This window comes from Ruminococcus intestinalis (assembly GCF_014288065.1).
GTDB lineage: Bacteria > Bacillota > Clostridia > Oscillospirales > Acutalibacteraceae > Ruminococcoides > Ruminococcoides intestinale_A.
Genome location: NZ_JACOPS010000004.1, coordinates 266,929 through 285,449 on the forward strand (window position 1 = coordinate 266,929; position 18,521 = coordinate 285,449).

The following is an 18,521-nucleotide window of genomic DNA, read 5'->3' on the forward strand; positions in this document are numbered from 1 at the left end:
CAATGTTAAATAACCATTGGGCAGGGCTTTGATTATTCAAGCCCTTTGCCCGTATGAAAGGAACGATAATTAATGGTATATGGAATCTGGACTTTTGTGGCGGCTCTCGTTGCATTTATTATTTCTGCGGTTGCGGGTGCATTTTTAATTCCAATGCTTCGCAAACTTCACTTTGGTCAGACTATTCTTGAAGACGGCCCTAAGTGGCATAAGAAAAAACAGGGTACTCCGATTATGGGCGGCTTTATGTTTATTATAGCTATTACAGCCGTTACATTAATAAGCACAATTGTATATATGTGCATCGGTAAGAATTTCATAAACCTTTATTTTGCGGATATTAATAAAGAAACCGTAATGATATTTGCGGGACTTTTCCTTGCCCTTGCAAACGGTGCTATCGGTTTCATTGATGACTACACCAAGGTAGTAAAAAAGCGTAATTTAGGTTTGACAGCAAAGCAAAAACTTATTTTACAGTTTGCCGCCGCTATTGTTTATATTATTATTCTTGCAGTTGCAGGCTGCGGCACTGCAACAACAATTCCTTTTGTTGGCAGAGTTGACCTCGGATTTTTCTACTACATTATTTCGGCAATTGTAATTGTCGGCATTGTCAATGCGGTAAATCTTACCGACGGCGTAGACGGTCTTGACGGTTCAATTACATTTTTTGTATGTATAAGTTTTATGGTAATAGCATGTATGATGAGCGCTCTCGGTGTAACAGCGTGGAGTGCGGCATCGGCAGGTGCTTGCCTTGGTTTCCTTGTTTGGAACTTCCACCCTGCAAAGGTATTTATGGGCGATACAGGTTCACTTTTCCTCGGCGGACTTGTATGTGCAATAGCTTTTGCTGTTGATATGCCTATACTTCTTCTTCCGATAGGTATTGTTTACCTTTGTGAGATGTTCTCTGTTATTTTACAGGTTAGCTACTTTAAGGCTACCCACGGCAAAAGATTATTTAAGATGAGCCCTATTCACCATCATTTTGAGATGTGTGGCTGGAGCGAGGTTAAGATAGTAAGCGTATTCAGCATAGTAACAGCAATATTCGGCGTGATTTCTGCGTTGATTGTTTACTTTGGTGTAGTTGCTTAATTTATTTTTTCAGACTGACGGGAGGTTTTGCGAATGGCTCCGTATCTGAATATGATACTCAAGGCTGATATAAACAGAATATATGACGAGAAATATCTTGAAGCAGAGCAGGCTAAGAAAGAGAAATTCTTTAACGCTCCTAAAAAGAATTCCGCAAATTCTACAAGTAAAAAGCGCAGAAGAAAGCCGGGTTGGATTACAACGGGTATGGGTATAGATTTGCCGTTCTGCATTATTATCCTTGTGTTGCTTACAATAGGCTTGATTATGATGTTTTCGGCAAGTTACCCGGTTGCTTACTATAGTCTTGGCAACAGCTACTACTACCTTGTAAGACAGTTGATTTTTGCCGCTATCGGCGTAGTGTGTATGTTTGGTATTTCGTTTTTTAACTATAATAAGCTGCACAGATTTGTTCCGCTTATTATGGGCATTTCATACCTTGCTTTGATAATTGTACTTATCGTGCCGTCAGGCGAAGCAAACGTACACCGCTGGATTCCTTTAGGTCCTTTTAATATTCAGCCGTCAGAGATTGCAAAGTTTTCTACCATACTTTTCTTTGCTCATTGGTGCAGTAAGCATTATGATAAAATGCAGTTGCCGAAATTCAGCATACTCCCCGGTATTATAGTATTCGGTACGACTGCAATGTTACTTATCCTTGAGCCTCACTACTCGGGTATCGTTATTATTGCAATGCTTACCATTCTTATGCTTTACATTGGCGGTATGAAAACAAGATACCTTGCAATAGGCGGTATTATTCTTGGCGCAGTGGTAATTGTGCTTGCTATGACAGGCGGACTTACATATGCTATGAGCCGTATGGACGGTTGGGGACAGTCGCTTGAATACACAACCGAAGATATGTGGCAGAAAACATGGCAGACAAGAAACTCACTTTACGCAATCGGTTCCGGCGGACTTTGGGGTCTCGGACTCGGTCAGTCAAGACAGAAATTCCTTTATTTGCCTGAACCGCAGAACGACTTTATTTTTGCTATTGTAGTTGAGGAACTCGGACTTGTGGGTGCAGTCCTCATACTTCTTATATTTGCACTTCTTGTATGGAGAGGAATTACACTTTCACTTCGTTCAAAAGATAATTTCGGAAAACTTTTGGGTATAGGTCTTACTTCACAGATCGGTTTGCAGGTAATACTTAATATTCTTGTAATTACCGACTGGCTGCCTAATACAGGTATCAGCTTGCCGTTCTTCAGTTACGGCGGCAGTTCGCTTATTATGCTGCTTGCGCAGATGGGACTTGTGCTTTCGGTTTCAAGAACGGCAAACATCGAAAAGCAGTAAGTGTTTGGAGGTATATAAATGAGAGTTTTACTTGCAGGAGGAGGCACGGCAGGACATATAAACCCTGCTCTTGCCATCGCAGGATTTATAAAGCAGAAGAAACCCGATACGGAATTTCTTTTTGTGGGCAACAAGGGCGGTATGGAAGAAACCCTTGTTCCGCAGGCAGGATATAATATGAAATTCATTGTTATCAGCGGTTTTAACCGTAAGCTTTCACCGAAAGGCTTGGTTGACAATGTAAAAACTGTAAAAAGAACAATCACTTCTTCTATTGACGCAAAGAAAATTATAAAAGAATTTAAACCTGATATTTGCATCGGTACAGGCGGATATGTTTCAGGCCCGGTTATCAGAGCTGCCGCAAAGCTCGGTGTAAAAACCGTTATTCACGAGCAGAATGCTTATCCGGGAATTACAAACAAAATGCTCGCAAAAGAAGTTGACAAGGTAATGCTTGCAGTGCCCGACGCTAAAAAGCATTTTGATAAAAAGGCAGATTTTGCCGTTACGGGTAACCCTGTAAGAAGTAAAATCCTTACTGCAAACAGGGAAGAGGCACGGGCAAAGCTCGGTGTTGACGAAAGACCTGTAGTGCTTTCATTCGGCGGCAGTCTTGGTGCAAGAAAAATTAACGAGGGTGTAGCCGATTTAATTGCAAGGAGCGGATTAGACGGAAGATATCAACATATTCACGCTTACGGCAAATACGGAAAATGGTTCCCCGACCTTTTGAAAGAAAAGGGCTGTGACCTTGAAAAAGCTGACAATCTCGATATAAGAGAGTTTATTAATGATATGGATGTTTGTATGGCGGCTGCGGATTTGGTAATCTGCCGTGCAGGTGCTATTACACTTAGCGAAATTCAGGCACTCGGCAAACCCGCAATTCTTATTCCGTCACCGAATGTTGCGGAAAATCATCAGTATCACAATGCTATGGCGCTTGTTAATGCAGGTGCTGCCGATATTATTGAAGAAAAGGATCTTACAGGCAGATTGCTTATGCAAAAGGCAGACAATATGCTTTCAAATCCCGAAAAACTTGCCGAATATGCAAAAAATGCAAGAAAAACCGCTATAACAGACGCTAACGAGAGAATTTACTCCGTTATAAAAGGTGTGCTTGGTCTTGTGTAACACATTTTGCATCTGATACATAGAATGTAAAGGTATTTTATGTAGGAGGGTGTTATTGTGTCAAGACTTCTTGTTACGGGACGGGAAAAGCTCAGCGGTGAAGTTAATGTTCAGGGTGCAAAAAACAGCGCCTTGCCGATTATTGCGGCTTCGGTTCTGACAAAGGGCGAGAATGTGCTTTTCAATTGTCCCGCTCTCTCGGATATTGAGGCATCCTCGCAGATTCTTCGCTATCTCGGCTGTAATGTAAAGCGATTTCATACTACTATGCTCATTACCGCTGACGGATTGTGCAGAAATGACATTCCTGATGTTCTGATGAGAAAAACAAGAAGTTCAATTATTTTTTTAGGTGCTGTTCTTGCACGGACGGGTGCGGTCAAACTTTCGTTCCCCGGCGGATGCGAGCTTGGACCTCGTCCTATAGATATGCACCTGAATGCACTCATACAAATGGGTGCGGAAATTGTAGAAAAACATGGCGTAATAGATTGTACTGCACCAAAGGGGCTGAAAGGCACAAAAATAGCTCTTTCGTTTCCGAGCGTAGGTGCAACCGAAGATATTATGATAGCCGCAAGTACCGCTGACGGTACAACTACAATTATAAATGCCGCTTGCGAACCTGAAATTTGCGACCTTGCAGATTATCTCAACAGTTGCGGAGCAAAAATCAGCGGCGCAGGCGAGGGAGTTGTTGTGATAGACGGTGTTTCGTCGCTTAACGGCACTCAACACACAATTATTCCCGACAGAATAGTTGCGGCAACTCTTATGTCTGCTGCGGCTGTTACTCAATCAAAAATTACGCTGAAAGGAATTGTGCAGAGTCACCTCGGAACAGTTATTCCAGTTCTTGAGGAGGCAGGCTGCAAGATACGCTCAAGCGGCGGAAATCTTACGATATCCGCACCGCAAAAACTTTCGGCTATCAGAACTATTCGTACAATGCCGTATCCCGGTTTTCCTACCGATGCTCAAGCACCTCTTATGGCAGTTGCAAGCGTAGCGGAAGGAACTACCGTGTTTGTCGAAAATATTTTTGAAAACAGATACCGACATACAGGCGAACTTTCCAGAATGGGTGCAAAGATAAAAACAGAAGGAAAGGTTGCCGTTGTAGAGGGTGTGCGGTCACTGTACGGAGCAAAAGTTGATGCGCCCGATTTGCGTGGAGGAGCGGCACTGGTAATTGCCGCACTTTCGGCAGACGGTGTTACCGATATAGGTAATTCGGAGTATTTGGAAAGAGGATATGAAAATATAGAGCTTATGCTCGGTTCTTTGGGTGCGAGTATATCAAAGCTTTAGGATGGGTATATTTGTAAGGAGGATAATATGGCAGAAGATAAGAGGAAGGAGCTTTCGGCGGAAGAACGCAGAAAAATCGGAAAGCAGCGAAAGCAGGCTGCCAAAGAGGCACAAAAGTACCGAAAAAACAGGGAAAAGGCAGTAAAATCCTCCGCTAAACAGGAAAATAAAGACAGTGCCAAAAAGCAGAATGAGCCTAAAAAACAAGGCGAAAACAAAAAGCCGAAAACCGCACCGTCAAAGAAAAATTACAATGCTCAAAAGGCAAAAGCAACAAAAAATAATATAAAATCTGAAAAAAAGACAGAGAACAAATCTCACAGCAAAATTGAAGAAAAACTCAATGAACAGATGAAAAAGCAGAGAGATGATCTCAGTCAGGAAGAACGCTTTATAAGAAAAAGTGAAAAGAAAATCAAAAATCTAAAGCCAAGGGCTTATGATGACGGTTTTTATATAGATGAATTCGGTGAGCGCCAAAAGCAGCAAAGAGTTGCCCAAAGTATTCACGAGCAGGAAAATGAAAAAGTTAAGCGCCTTAAAAAGCCTATGACTTCAAATCAAATTAAAAAACGCCGAATTATGGCGTCGACAATTACCTGCGGCGTGGTGCTTTTAATCGGCGTAATTTTGTCGCTTACAGTTCTTTTTAAAACCGAAAAAATTGAGGTAGAGGGAAACAGCTTTTACAGCGAAGATCAAATACTTTCGTATGCAAATGTAGCTTTGCAGAGTAATATTTTTGTAGGTAAAATGACTGCAACACCCGATAAAATTGCAGAGAAACTGCCTTATGTCGAATCTGCAAAAGTTGATTTTGTAGTGCCCGATACAATAAAAATAACCATAACAGACGCTGTTCCGTCTTATGTTATTATGAATGACGGAAAATTCCTGCTTATCAGTTCAAAAGGCAGAATACTTGATGTTATGGCTGACAATTCGTCAAACTACCCCGTACTTTCAAGCAGTTCACTTAAAAATACAACAGTCGGCGAATATGTATCATACAGCGATGAAAATGTGCCTGTAATTCTTGAAGAAATTTCCGACTCGTTAAGCAAAAACGAATTTAAAGGAATAACGGGTATTGATGTTACAAATACAGCGAATATACAGCTTGTTTATGACAACAGAATAGCTGTTATTATCGGTTTGCCGGAAGATATTGATTACAAAATCAGAACGGCAATGGCGATAATAACCGAAAAGCTTGACCCTAACAAAACAGGTGCAATTTACGGTACTCTTGATGTTTCTTCTTGCAGTACGACAAAGACATCAAGATTTAATCCTAACGAAACAATAGCGGTTACTACTGCGCCTGTCGGTACTACAATTGCGTCACAGGCTGCTGACAATACTTCTCCTGCTGTAACAACACCGCCTGCTACACTTGCCACTAACAGCAACGGCAATTATGTAGGCAGTATTCCTGCAACCGGCACAGATATAGGAAACGGTATTGTTGCCTTTGATACTGACGGCGACGGTATTGCAGAATGTTTTGATACCGACGGTGACGGATATGCCGATGTATATGGCTCGCTTAATTCGTCAGGCTCGAACGGTTCAGACAACAGCTCCGACAGCTATTCTGACGGCAGTGACGGATACAACAGCGGCGAACCGTCAGAAGATTATTCGACGCAGTATGATGACCCGAATAATTCGTATTTATAATTCTTATATGTAAATATTTGACATAATAAAAAGTATTTTAGAGAAAAATATATTTGTGTAAACAAATAGGCATAAAATGGAATCAGCAAATTAAAAAAAACACGCAAAAGCATTGATATTTTTACAAAAGTGTGTTAATATATGAATTATAATCGCCTTAAATGTGATATTATGATTTATAGACGGGATGAACATAGATAACAAGGAGGATGTTTAAATGGCTTTTGAACTTGAATTGGAAAATGAGTATATGCCTAAAATTAAAGTAATCGGTGTTGGCGGCGGCGGCGGTAACGCTGTAAACCGCATGGTTGATATGGGAGTTAAGAATGTTGAATTTATCGCTGTAAATACAGATGAGCACGTTCTCAGACTTTCAAAGGCTTCACAGAAGGTACAGATCGGTGAGAAACTTACAAAGGGTAAGGGTGCCGGTTCTAAGCCTGACATTGGTAAGAGCGCAGCTGAAGAAAGCAATGACGAAATTGCAGCTCTCCTTAAGGATACAGATATGGTATTTGTTACTGCCGGTATGGGCGGCGGCACAGGTACAGGTGCAGCTCCTGTTGTAGCTAAGATTGCCAAGGATATGGGTATTCTTACAGTAGGCGTTGTTACAAAGCCGTTCGCTTTTGAGGGCAAGAGAAGAATGACACAGGCTGAGCAGGGCATTGCAGAGCTTTCTGCTTGCGTTGATTCACTTATCATTGTTCCAAACGAGAGATTAAAGTATGTTTCAGAAACAAGCATCACACTTCAGAACGCATTTGCTATTGCAGATGATGTTTTAAGACAGGGTGTTCAGAGTATTTCTGACCTTATTCTCCTTCCGGGTCTTGTGAACCTTGACTTTGCCGATGTTACTTCTGTAATGAAGGATGCCGGTTATGCTCATATGGGTATGGGCAGTGCAACAGGCAAAGATAAGGCTACTGTTGCTGCTGATATGGCTATTTCAAGCCCACTTCTCGAAACTTCAATTGACGGCGCTAAGGGTCTTATCATTAATATTACAGCTTCTGCAGATGTAAGCCTTGATGATATTGACGCTGCATCCACAATGATTAAAGATAAGGTATCTGAAGACGCTAACATCATTTGGGGTGCTGTTATTGACGATAAGATGGAAGATGCAATCAGCGTAACTGTTATTGCTACAGGTTTTAATGCCGACAGTCAGGTTGCTAAGAAAAAAGTTGAGGACAGTTTCCTTACAGAGGAGAAAAAACCAACTTCCGCACCTGCTGAAAAGTCAAAGAAAGATGTTACAGATGATGATGACGATACTTTCTATGACATTATGTCAATCTTCAATAAATAATTATACTTAAACTTTAAGGAGCTGTTAAAAAAACAGCTCCAATTTTTTAAAATTGTTTATGCAGATACTGCATAACATAATGCAAAAATATTGCAATTCGCATTATGCGGAGTGTTGTATTTATTGGGGAAATTGTTTATAATAAAAACATAATCAAAATATTCTTGCAGGTTGGTGACGATTGACCTGTTGTATGTACTGATTAGTAATAGTTGAAAATTTAATTTTATTAATTATGGCAATTTATCGCTGTAATTATTATCTTAGTATTAATATTTAGGAGATAATTATGCAGTTATTTAAGAATTTTTGTGACTATACACTTGATAAAAACGGTGTGCTTGAAAAATTTGAATTAAAGTATCCCGATAATTACAATTTCGGTTATGATGTTGTAGATGAAATGGCAAAGTGCGCACCAAACGATATTGCTGTTCAGTGGACAAATGTTCATAATGAAAGAAAGACATTTACTTTTTCTGATATTGCAACTTTGAGCAATAAAGCGGCTAACGCATTAAGAAATAACGGAGTAAAAAAAGGTGATAAGGTACTTGTGATTTTAAAGAGAAATTACGAGTATTGGTACATTGTGCCTGCTTTGCATAAACTCGGTGCGGTTGTTATTCCCGCAACAAATATGCTTACCCTTGATGATATTACCTACCGTATTGAAACTGCTGATATTAAATTCGCAGTTTCAACTCCTGACGATGTTACAGCCGAAACTTTGGTGCAGGCAAAGACAGTAAAATCTCAACTTGAAAAAGTATTTGTGGTTCGCAGAGATGTTGAGGGCAGCATTAACCTTACAAAGGAAATTGAAAATGCTGACGAAAACCTTGAAAGAGTACAGACAAAAGCAAAAGAGCCGATGCTGATTTATTTTACATCAGGCACAACGGGTTATCCAAAAGCGGTAATGCACAATCATACCTATACTTTAGCGCATATTGTGACCGCAAAATTTTGGCAGAATGTCAAGGAAAACGGGCTTCACCTTACGGTAGCGGAAACAGGCTGGGGTAAAGCATCATGGGGTAAAATTTACGGTCAGTGGCTCTGCGGCTGCGGAGTTATGGTGTATGACTTTGATATTTTTTCACCTGAAAAACTTTTAAAGGTGATTGAAGATTTTAAGGTAACTTCTTTTTGTGCACCTCCTACGGTTTACAGATATTTTATCAAAAAAGATATGAAGAAATTCGATTTGTCACACCTTGAGCACATTACAACAGCAGGTGAGGCACTTAATCCGGAAGTGTTTGAGCAGGTACATAAGCAAACAGGATTGCAGATTATGGAGGGATTCGGACAGACCGAATCTGTATTAATGCTCGGTAATTTGGTCGGAAGTACGGCTAAAATCGGTTCACTCGGCAAGCCTACACCCCTTTATAATATTATGATTGCCGACAATGAGGGTAACAGACTGCCTGCAAATGAAGTCGGAGAAATCGTTGTAATTCCGTCAGAAAATCAACACGGCATATTTATGGGTTATTGCGGAAATGAAGATTTGTACGCAAATGTGTGGAAATACGGCATATATCATACAGGTGATACTGCTTATATGGATGATGACGGCTATTATTGGTATGTGGGCAGAATTGACGACCTTATTAAAACAAGAGGTTACAGAGTAGGTCCGTTTGAAATAGAGAATGTGCTTATGGAGCATCCTGCCGTTATGGAATGTGCGGTAACGGGCATTCCCGATAAAGCAAGAGGTCAGGCGATTAAGGCGACAATCCACCTTGCCAAAGGATTTGATAAAAGCAAAGAGCTTATGCAGGATATAAAGCACTTTGTAAATTCAAAGGTTGCATCATATAAGCATATTCAGCATATTGAATTTATTGACGAAATGCCAAAGACTATCAGCGGTAAAATAAAGAGAATAGATATTAGAGATATTGACAGAACAAAACTCTGTTGATGATTGTGATAAGTAATCTCTATAAGCAAAAAAAAGCCTTGCTTTCAATCGAGAAAGCAAGGCTTTGTCTGTGTAACTGTAAGTTGTGGTTTAGAAAAATACTTTGCAGATATATTCTGATAAACTATAATTCTACCAACTTTTTTAATAAATAACCTAAAACTAAGCATAAGACAACGAAAAATGCCGTTCTGAAATCAGAACGGCATTGGTTTTCGACTTGTCTGTATTAGTTTGCTCTGGTAACCTTACCTGAACGTAAGCAACGGGTGCAAGCATATACACGCTTTGGAGAGCCATCAACAATAGCCTTTACACGCTGTACATTAGGCTTCCAAGTTCTGTTGGAACGTCTGTGTGAGTGAGATACCTTGATGCCGAACTTTACATCCTTACCGCAGAAATCACATTTTGCCATGCGTCTGCACCTCCTTAAAAATCATTTTTCACATCTAACTTTGTTATAATAACAGAAAACGAACAAAAATGCAAGTGTTTTTTTAAAATTTCTTTTCTTGTTTTTTTATTTGCTTTATTATATAATAGTAATTATATATAGCTTAGGTGTGATTTTTATCTTTGCGATAGATAAATTTTGCTCTGAAATATCGCTTAAATGGCTGTTCTTTTGCTTTTGCTTGTTTTGTGAAAAATTAATGTCTTTAAAAACAAAATCAATTGCTAAATAAAATTTTGGAGGATAATTATGTTACAACAGATTTTTTCAGGCTCGTTTAATTTTTACGATGTTGTAGCCTATCTGGTAGCAGTTTTACTTATTATATTTTTAATTTTGCCGTTTCACGAGTGGGCGCACGCTTTTGTTGCGTATTTACTCGGTGACAAAGAGGCAAAAAGCCGTGGCAGATTAACTCTTAATCCTATAAGCCATATTGATATGGTAGGTGCGCTTGCAATGATATTTGTCGGCTTCGGTTGGGCAAAGCCTGTACCTATCAATCCCAATAACTTTAAAAAGCCAAAGCTGGGTATGGCGCTTTGCGCTCTTGCAGGCCCTGTGGCAAATCTTCTTGCGGCATATGTAGGTTTGGTTATTTATTATATTTTAGCTTTTGCGTTCCCGTCATTCTTTTATTTGAATGACATAGGACTTATGATAAGAAGTTTTTTTGTTTTTTATGCATCTTGTAATGTCAGTCTTGCGGTGTTTAACTTTATTCCGATTCCACCGCTTGACGGTTCAAAGATTTTATTTGCATTCTTGCCTTATAAGGCAATTGCATTTATGACAAAGTATGAAACTATTTTCTCTTTGGCACTTATCTTTTTAATCTTTACGGGCGGTCTTAGTACGGTGCTTGGTTTTGCCACAAACGGAATTTTGAATTTCTTAAGCGATATGGCATTGAGCCCTGTCAGATTTTTTGCAGAATTATTTTAAGAGGTAGAGCTATGGATTCACAGCCGTTGCAATACAGGTTGGAGGCATTTGAAGGTCCGCTTGATTTATTGCTTACCCTGATTTCAAAAAACAAAATAGATATTTATGATATACCGATAGCCGAGCTTATTGAACAGTACCTTGAGCAAATTAAGGTTATGCAGGAAAATCAGCTTGACATTGAGTCGGAATTTCTTACGATGGCGTCAAGACTTGTTTATATAAAGTCAGTAATGTTGCTCCCTAAGTATGAAGAAGAAGTTGAAGAACTTAAGAAAGAACTCACGGGACAGCTTATTGAATATGCAATCTGCCGTCAGATAGCCAAGAAATTCAGCGAGATTTACGATTACGACAGCTTTTACAGAGAGGCGTCGCCTGTTGAATATGATCTCACATATAACCGTATTCATCCGAGCGAGGATATAGCAAAGGCATATGTAAGTGCAGTCGGAAGAGGAAAGCGTAAACTTCCGCCGCCGGAATCGGCATTCAGCGTAATTGTGGCACGAAAGTTTGTGTCTGTAAGCAGCCGAATTATTCATGTAATGCGTAAGCTGTGGAAAGGCAGAAGAATAGAGTATCAAGAACTTTTTGACGCCTGCGAAGAAAAGAGCGAACTTGTAGCGACTTTTCTTGCTACACTGGAACTTGTAAAAGGCAAGCGTGTTAGAGTTGACGGTGACGGCGACCACGCAATCGTTTATATGATAGATAACAAGGAGAACAAAAATGTATGATAAAAAAGCGGCAGTCGAGGCAATACTGTTTGCAAACGGTTCGCCGGCAGAGCCTGACAAAATAGCACAGGCAATAGAAATGAAACCATCACAGGCCGAAAAATTAATTTTAGAGCTTATGGATGATTACGAAAAGCAGGAGAGGGGCATAAGAATAATTAAGCTGAATAAATCCTATCAAATGGTATCGGCTAAAAAATTTGCTCCCGAAATCCGTAAAGTTATGGACTTGCGCAGAAATACTCCGCTTTCGCAGGCGGCGCTTGAGGTGCTTGCCGTTGTTGCATACAATCAGCCTGTTACAAAGGCTTTTGTGGAACAGGTCAGAGGCGTTGATTGCAGCGGTGTTCTCGGCAGTCTTACCACAAAGGGACTTGTCGAGGAAAAGGGCAGACTTGAACTTCCGGGCAGACCGTTGCTTTACGGAACAACCGAGAACTTTTTAAGATGTTTTAATCTTGAAAGCATAGAAAATCTCCCTCCGCTTCCCGAAAGTGACAAAAGCGGAGATACAGAGGATAATGAAGAAACTGCTGAAAATACAGAAAATGTTGATACCGTTGAACATCATGACGAATAGTTGGTTTTAGTGGTGACTGAAATGTTTGACTTCCCGGAACATGAAAATAATTATATATTTTCAAAATCAGATGACTTTACATTTTTTATAACAAGCAACAAAGGCTTTACACGATGTGGAACATATGAAGAACTTCATAAATCATGGCCTTACAATAAATATACAGATAAAATTCCGCTGGGATATGACTGTATCCATTTGGAAGAAAAATTGGTTCAGCTTGAGTACGGCAAGGCTGTTTGGGTTAATAAAAAACCTAATAAAGATATTTTATTCAAGGGGTTTTTGCTTAGCTTAGAGCGTGAAGAATTTAAATTTAAAGACAGTAAACTGTATAGTGTTATTAATTCAAATGAAGAAAGAATTAATTGTGTTGTAAACTCAAATGGAGAGTGTATCCCTTTTGGTGATGATGGTTTGACAGAAAATTTCGATGAGGCTCTCAGAGTAGCTGTTGAATTATCTAAAAACGAAAATCTTAAGCCATGGTATAATCCGCATGATAAAAAGCCGGCTGACAACGGAAAACCAATACATTATATGGTTTGCAGAGTTTTGGATATGTTTAACTGGCATTAATTTGAGGTGTATGCAGGTTATGGCGTCAAGCAAGGAATATTTGCAGTTTGTTTTAGGACAACTCTCCGATTTGGATGAAATTACTTATCGTGCTATGATGGGTGAATTTATTATTTACTATCGTGGTAAAATAATAGGAGGAATATATGATGACAGATTACTTGTAAAGCCTGTAAAATCCGCAATCCAATATATTCCGACAGCTGTATATGAGCTGCCGTATGAGGGAGCAAAGGAAATGCTTTTGGTGGATGAAGTTGATAATAAAGATTTTTTGACAGGTTTATTCAATGCAATGTATGACGAATTACCGATGCCAAAGGCGAAAAAGTAGGCAGTATTTATATTAAATCAGTAAGATTAAGTAAAATTGCTTTTAAAATGATAAACTAAACTCGGAGGAGGTTTTGCCTTGCTCTGGCTGTATATACTGCTGGGGATAGTCTTGTTTTTTGCAATAATTCTTGCTATTCCCATAAAGGTCTGCGTTCAATATAAAAAACAATTCTTTTGCAGACTTCGCATAGGCTTTGTAAAGATTATTCTTTATCCGCCTGTGCCAAAGAAAAAGAAACCCAAAAAGAAGAAAAAAACCGAACAACCTCAAAAGCCAGCTCCTAAAAAAGAGGAAGAACCTAATGATAACTTCTTAAAAGAGTTGGGACTTTCGGGGCTTGTAAATCTTTTTACAAGGATTACAGAGCTTGCCGCGGGTGTATTAAAAGACTTTTTTGCACACATAATAATCAAAAGCTTTGCGTTAAGCATAAAAGTCGGAGGAAAAGACGCTGCCGATACGGCTATAAATTACGGCAAGATTTGCTCGGTTGTCTATCCGCTGACAAGTGCGGTTATAAGTTCAATGAAATATACGCATTACGGTGTGGATATTCTTCCCGACTTTACGAAGGGTGCGAAAACCAAGATTGAGTTTTTTGCGATATTTAAAACAAGAATAGCACATCTTGTTAAAATAGTATTAAAACACGGCTTTAAGGCATTAAAAATGCTTATGGAGCTTAAAAATATAAAAGACAATTAACGATATTTATCGCATATCTGTTTGTGCAGTTATGACGATTATTCAATACAAAGGAGAATTACTATGGAACATCCTATCGGAAATCTTATGGACACTACTATGAACAAAATTAAGGAAATGGTAGATGTAAATACTATTGTCGGCGAGCCGATTACCGCTCCCGACGGTACACTCATTATTCCTGTTTCAAAGGTAACCTACGGTTTTGCGGCAGGCGGCTCGGATCTTCCTACCAAAAAAGAAAATAAAGATTGCTTTGGCGGCGGCAGCGGCGCAGGCGTTACAATTCAGCCTGTTGCATTTTTAACTGTTTATCAGGGAGAAGTAAGACTTGTTTCCGTTGACAACAACGGCAGTACCGCAGAGGGCATTGTGGGTATGATCCCGGATGTTCTTCAAAAAGTAAAGGGAATGTTCAGCAAGAAGAAAGATGCCGATGATTTCTCGGAAATAACACAGGACGATATAGATATGGTGTAATTTATGGCAAAGCCTTCGCATAAAATTAGTTCGGAGGCGAGCTTATGAAAAAAATACTTTCCGTTATAGTTGTAGTTGTGGTGACATTAACGCAAACCGCACAGATTACGGCATTTGCGCAGGAAACCGACAAGCCGGCAGTAAATGCACAGGCTTGCGTGCTTTATTGTGTTGATGACGGGAAAGTGTATTTTTCTGTAAATGAAAATAAAAAAATGAAACCTGCAAGTACCACAAAGCTGATGACTTCACTCATTACGCTTGAGTATGCCGATTCTGCCGACAAGGTTGTTGCTTTTACCAAGGATATGACAGCCGAGGGCAGTTCGATGTACCTTAAAGTTGGGGAAAAGGTTAAACTCAGTGATTTAGCGGCAGGAATGATGATGGCATCGGGAAATGACGCAGCAAATGCGGCGGCAATTTCTATTGCGGGCAGTGCAGAAAAATTTTCCGAGCTTATGAACAATCGGGCGGCTGTAATAGGAATGAAAAACACACATTTTGTTACACCGAGCGGACTTGATGACGAAAATCATTATTCTACGGCTTACGATATGGCTTTGCTTATGAGCTATGCGCTTGAAAACGAAAGTTTTGCAAAACTGACTTCGCAAAAAAGCGTTACGGTAGAATTCAGCGAACCGCAGTCAAAGAGAACAACCTATACAAACCATAACCGTCTGCTCTCTATGTATGAGTATTGTACGGGCGGAAAAACAGGCTACACAATGGCGGCAGGCAGATGTTTGGTTTCTTCCGCAAAAAAGGACGGACTTACATTTGTTTGCGTTACACTCAATGACAGAAACGATTGGAATGACCACATAGCTCTTTATAATTACGGCTTTTCCAAACTTGCCTGTATTGAGTGCGATGATTCCGATTATTACCTTGAAATTCCGTGTGCGGGCGGTGATGACGAGAGCATAGGCGTTACGGGTACAAAGGGCAAAAATGTTGTAGTGCCTCTTGACAAGAAAAGCAATGTTGTACGAACCGCATATGCCGATAATTTCTTGTATGCACCTGTTAAAGACGGAGATATTGTAGGCAGAATAGAATACACGCTTGACGGCAAAACGCTTGCAATTACAAATTTAACCGCTGTTGAATACAGCAATACGCAGAATAAAAACAAAAGTATTTGGACTAAGATAAAGGATTTTTTTACATATGGCAAAGAATGAACCAATAAGACTTCAAAAGTTATTATCACAATGCGGTATCGCATCAAGAAGAAAAGCAGAGCAGATGATTATTGACGGTCATGTAAAAGTGAACGGCAAAACCGCTCAACTCGGCGACAAGGTAAGACCGACAGATAAGGTATTTGTAAACGGTAAGCGTGTGCTTACCAATGCAAAGCCGTCTTACCGCTATATTATGCTCAATAAACCGAGAGGATTTATTACTACAATGAGCGATGACAGAGGCAGAAAATGCGTTGCTCAACTTGTGGAAAATGTGGGCACAAGAGTTTACCCTATCGGCAGACTTGACAAAGATTCGGAGGGAATGCTCATTCTCACAAATGACGGTGAGCTGGCAAACAAAATTATGCACCCGAAGAACAGCGTTTATAAAATTTACAGAGTAACAGTCCGTCCGTCTATTGACGAAGATCAGCTTGTTAAGCTTGAAACCGGTATTGAGCTTGACGGAGTAAAGACAGCCCCTGCAATGGTGCATGTACTTCATCAGGAACCGGGCAGAGTTGTACTCGAAATGATACTTCATGAGGGCAAGAACCGTGAAATCCGCCGTATGTGCGAGGCTGTGGGTCTTGAGGTTGCAAGACTTAAAAGAATACAAATCGGCGGCGTAAAAATGGGTATGCTGAAACAGGGCGATTGGCGTGACCTTACCGAAATTGAGGTAAAAAAACTGCTTTCAAACCCGTTTGTAAACGGAAAACAGCTTATTTAATCCAAAGCCTTAAAAACTTAACTTTTGGGACAAAAAATCAAATAAAATCACAAGTTAAAATGCACAGTAAATCAGAATGTTTGTGCAAAATCATTGTTGTAAATATTCAAATTTTAAAAATAGCTTTGCTTTTTCCTTGTAGTTTGATAAATATTAGGATATAATGATATATGTGGTAAATTAGTATGCCGACTTATGCTATTTGTCGGCATATTCAATACATTGTATTGGAGGATGTTTAAGATGAGTATTGAAAAAATCAATCAGGCAAAGGCTGAAATCGCATCTACTTCTGCTTATAAAACAATAACAGAATTTTTTGATGCAGACAGCTTTACTGAAATTGATGCTTTTGCAAAGTCCGGCGAAGGTTTTGCAGAGGTTGTTGCAGGCTTTGGTACAGTTGAGGGTATGCCTGTTTACGCTTTCGCACAGAACAGCGACATTTGCGGCGGTGCTATGAGTAAGGCACAGGCTGCAAAGCTTAAAAAGATTTATGATCTTGCACTTAAAACAGGCGCTCCTGTTGTAGGTTTTTACGACAGTGTCGGCGGCAGACTTATGCAGGGCAATGAGCTTCTTGCAGGCTGCGGTCAGGTTCTTAACAGCGCTGCTGCGGTTTCGGGTGCGGTTCCGCAGATTTCGGTAGTTCTCGGAACTTGCCTTGGTACAAACGCTCTTAACGCAGCAAGTGCGGATTTTGTTATTATGAGTGAAAAGGCACAGCTTTCTCTTGATGTTACAGGCGAGAATGCAAGTGCGGAGTACAACGCAGAGCACGGTATTGCTTCTGTTGTTGCAAAGGATTCTGCTGAGGCTGTAGCTAAGGCTAAAGAGCTTGTTCTTTATCTTCCGTCTAACAATCTCAATACTGCTCCGGAGTCATTTGAGGAAGAGCCTGCAGACTGCGACTGCATCGTAGGTTCAACTGTTGACGGCGGCAGTGTTTATAAACTTTTTGACAACTACGGCAAAGACGCTAAAGTCAGACTTGCCCGTCTTGGCGGTTCGGTAGTTGGTATTGTAAAGACAAACGGCGGTGTGCTTTCATGTTCCGCAACAACAAAGATTGCAAAATTTGTTCGTTTCTGCGACGCTTTCTCACTTCCGATACTTACATTTGTTGACTGTAAGGGCTTTGAATCAATTAAGTCAGCCGCAAAGGCAGCATCGGCTTATGCAGAGGCTACTACAGTTAAGATTTCCGTAGTTTACGGTCAGGCTGTCGGTTCAGGTTACATTGCACTTGCAGGTACAGGCGCAAACGCAGATATGGTTTACGCACTTCCGCAGGCTGTTATTTCTCCTGTAAATGTTGAGGCTGCGGCATTTATTCTTGCAGCTGACGCTATGAATGTTCCTGTTGCAGAGCAGAAGGCAGTTGCCGAAAAGTTTGCGGCAGAAAATCTCTCTGCTTTCAACGCAGCACAGAACGGCTATGTTGACGGTATTGTTGAACAGCAGGATTTAAGAAAAGCTCTTATTTCCGCTCTTGATATGCTTGCAGGCAAGAGAGTTCCTACAGTTGCTAAGAAACATTCAACAATCTGATAAATATGTTTGTTTAAATAAAGGGGATATTTAAAATGAAAAATTTAAGAATTACAGTAAACGGTACAGCATACGATGTTCAGGTTGAAGAGCTTGGCGGTTCTTCAGCTCCTGTTGCAGCAGCTCCTGCTCCGGCAGCAGCACCCGCACCTGCAGCAAAGCCGGCAGCTCCTGCAGGCGCAGCAGGTTCAGTAGTAGTATCAGCTCCTATGCCGGGTACAGTTGTTAATGTTGTTGTTTCAGCCGGTCAGTCAGTTAAAGCCGGTGACGACCTCGTATTTATTGAGGCTATGAAGATGGAAACTCCTGTAAAGGCTCCTCAGGACGGTGTAGTTGCAACTGTTGATGTTGCTAAGGGTGAGTCTGTAGATTCAGGTAAAACACTTGTTACTCTTAACTAATAACT

The 18,521-nt window shown here is 40.2% G+C and carries 19 protein-coding genes; 18 read left to right on the forward strand and 1 reads right to left on the reverse strand.

The features are described from left to right. Positions 1-72 precede the first annotated feature (72 nt). From mraY to H8R91_RS09640, 7 genes are all read left to right on the forward strand, one after another. Entirely contained in the window at positions 73-1,104 is a 1,032-nt protein-coding gene (gene mraY / locus H8R91_RS09610; RefSeq protein WP_186935831.1) for a phospho-N-acetylmuramoyl-pentapeptide-transferase, read from the forward strand. Between the two features lie 33 nt (positions 1,105-1,137). After that, on the forward strand, positions 1,138-2,418 hold the full coding sequence (locus H8R91_RS09615; protein WP_243237813.1) for an FtsW/RodA/SpoVE family cell cycle protein: 1,281 nt from the start codon (positions 1,138-1,140) through the stop codon (positions 2,416-2,418). 18 nt (positions 2,419-2,436) lie between these two features. After that, complete coding sequence (murG, locus tag H8R91_RS09620) at positions 2,437-3,558, forward strand: undecaprenyldiphospho-muramoylpentapeptide beta-N-acetylglucosaminyltransferase (protein WP_186935833.1); 1,122 nt, start codon at positions 2,437-2,439, stop codon at positions 3,556-3,558. Between the two features lie 57 nt (positions 3,559-3,615). Next, positions 3,616-4,869 (forward strand): UDP-N-acetylglucosamine 1-carboxyvinyltransferase, encoded by a 1,254-nt coding sequence (gene murA / locus H8R91_RS09625; protein WP_186935835.1) that lies wholly within the window; start codon positions 3,616-3,618, stop codon positions 4,867-4,869. A gap of 27 nt (positions 4,870-4,896) precedes the next feature. Next, positions 4,897-6,552: a cell division protein FtsQ/DivIB gene (locus H8R91_RS09630; RefSeq protein ID WP_186935837.1), complete on the forward strand. Its 1,656-nt coding sequence runs from the start codon at positions 4,897-4,899 to the stop codon at positions 6,550-6,552. 217 nt (positions 6,553-6,769) lie between these two features. Further along, complete coding sequence (gene ftsZ / locus H8R91_RS09635) at positions 6,770-7,873, forward strand: cell division protein FtsZ (protein WP_022234959.1); 1,104 nt, start codon at positions 6,770-6,772, stop codon at positions 7,871-7,873. 289 nt (positions 7,874-8,162) lie between these two features. Beyond that, positions 8,163-9,812, forward strand: a complete 1,650-nt coding sequence (locus tag H8R91_RS09640; RefSeq protein WP_186935839.1) for an AMP-binding protein — start codon at positions 8,163-8,165, stop codon at positions 9,810-9,812. A 229-nt stretch (positions 9,813-10,041) separates the two neighbouring features. On the opposite strand, the gene rpmB is transcribed toward H8R91_RS09640, so the two are convergent. Next, on the reverse strand, positions 10,042-10,230 hold the full coding sequence (gene rpmB, locus H8R91_RS09645) for a 50S ribosomal protein L28 (RefSeq protein WP_022234957.1): 189 nt from the start codon (positions 10,228-10,230) through the stop codon (positions 10,042-10,044). A gap of 288 nt (positions 10,231-10,518) precedes the next feature. Here rpmB and H8R91_RS09650 point away from each other — a divergent pair, with 288 nt between their 5' ends. From H8R91_RS09650 to H8R91_RS09700, 11 genes are all read left to right on the forward strand, one after another. Then, positions 10,519-11,214 (forward strand): site-2 protease family protein, encoded by a 696-nt coding sequence (locus H8R91_RS09650; protein ID WP_186935841.1) that lies wholly within the window; start codon positions 10,519-10,521, stop codon positions 11,212-11,214. A gap of 11 nt (positions 11,215-11,225) precedes the next feature. Then, on the forward strand, positions 11,226-11,954 hold the full coding sequence (locus H8R91_RS09655; RefSeq protein WP_117705612.1) for a segregation and condensation protein A: 729 nt from the start codon (positions 11,226-11,228) through the stop codon (positions 11,952-11,954). Beyond that, positions 11,947-12,534: an SMC-Scp complex subunit ScpB gene (gene scpB, locus H8R91_RS09660; protein ID WP_186935843.1), complete on the forward strand. Its 588-nt coding sequence runs from the start codon at positions 11,947-11,949 to the stop codon at positions 12,532-12,534. The genes H8R91_RS09655 and scpB overlap by 8 nt, the downstream gene beginning before the upstream one ends. Before the next feature lie 21 nt (positions 12,535-12,555). Then, on the forward strand, positions 12,556-13,113 hold the full coding sequence (locus tag H8R91_RS09665) for a hypothetical protein (RefSeq protein ID WP_186935845.1): 558 nt from the start codon (positions 12,556-12,558) through the stop codon (positions 13,111-13,113). Between the two features lie 19 nt (positions 13,114-13,132). Next, complete coding sequence (locus H8R91_RS09670; protein WP_186935847.1) at positions 13,133-13,447, forward strand: TfoX/Sxy family protein; 315 nt, start codon at positions 13,133-13,135, stop codon at positions 13,445-13,447. Between the two features lie 78 nt (positions 13,448-13,525). Further along, positions 13,526-14,155 carry a DUF2953 domain-containing protein gene (locus tag H8R91_RS09675; protein WP_186935849.1) on the forward strand — a complete coding sequence of 210 codons (630 nt, stop codon included), beginning with the start codon at positions 13,526-13,528 and terminating at the stop codon, positions 14,153-14,155. Between the two features lie 63 nt (positions 14,156-14,218). Next, entirely contained in the window at positions 14,219-14,635 is a 417-nt protein-coding gene (gene ytfJ, locus H8R91_RS09680) for a GerW family sporulation protein (RefSeq protein WP_022234950.1), read from the forward strand. Between the two features lie 44 nt (positions 14,636-14,679). Further along, positions 14,680-15,825, forward strand: coding sequence for a D-alanyl-D-alanine carboxypeptidase family protein (locus tag H8R91_RS09685; protein WP_186935851.1), 1,146 nt, complete (start codon positions 14,680-14,682; stop codon positions 15,823-15,825). Further along, entirely contained in the window at positions 15,812-16,564 is a 753-nt protein-coding gene (locus H8R91_RS09690) for a pseudouridine synthase (RefSeq protein ID WP_022234948.1), read from the forward strand. The genes H8R91_RS09685 and H8R91_RS09690 overlap by 14 nt, the downstream gene beginning before the upstream one ends. A 243-nt stretch (positions 16,565-16,807) precedes the next feature. Further along, positions 16,808-18,115 (forward strand): carboxyl transferase domain-containing protein, encoded by a 1,308-nt coding sequence (locus tag H8R91_RS09695; RefSeq protein ID WP_186935852.1) that lies wholly within the window; start codon positions 16,808-16,810, stop codon positions 18,113-18,115. 35 nt (positions 18,116-18,150) lie between these two features. Then, on the forward strand, positions 18,151-18,516 hold the full coding sequence (locus H8R91_RS09700; RefSeq protein ID WP_022234946.1) for a DUF2118 domain-containing protein: 366 nt from the start codon (positions 18,151-18,153) through the stop codon (positions 18,514-18,516). Positions 18,517-18,521 lie beyond the last annotated feature (5 nt).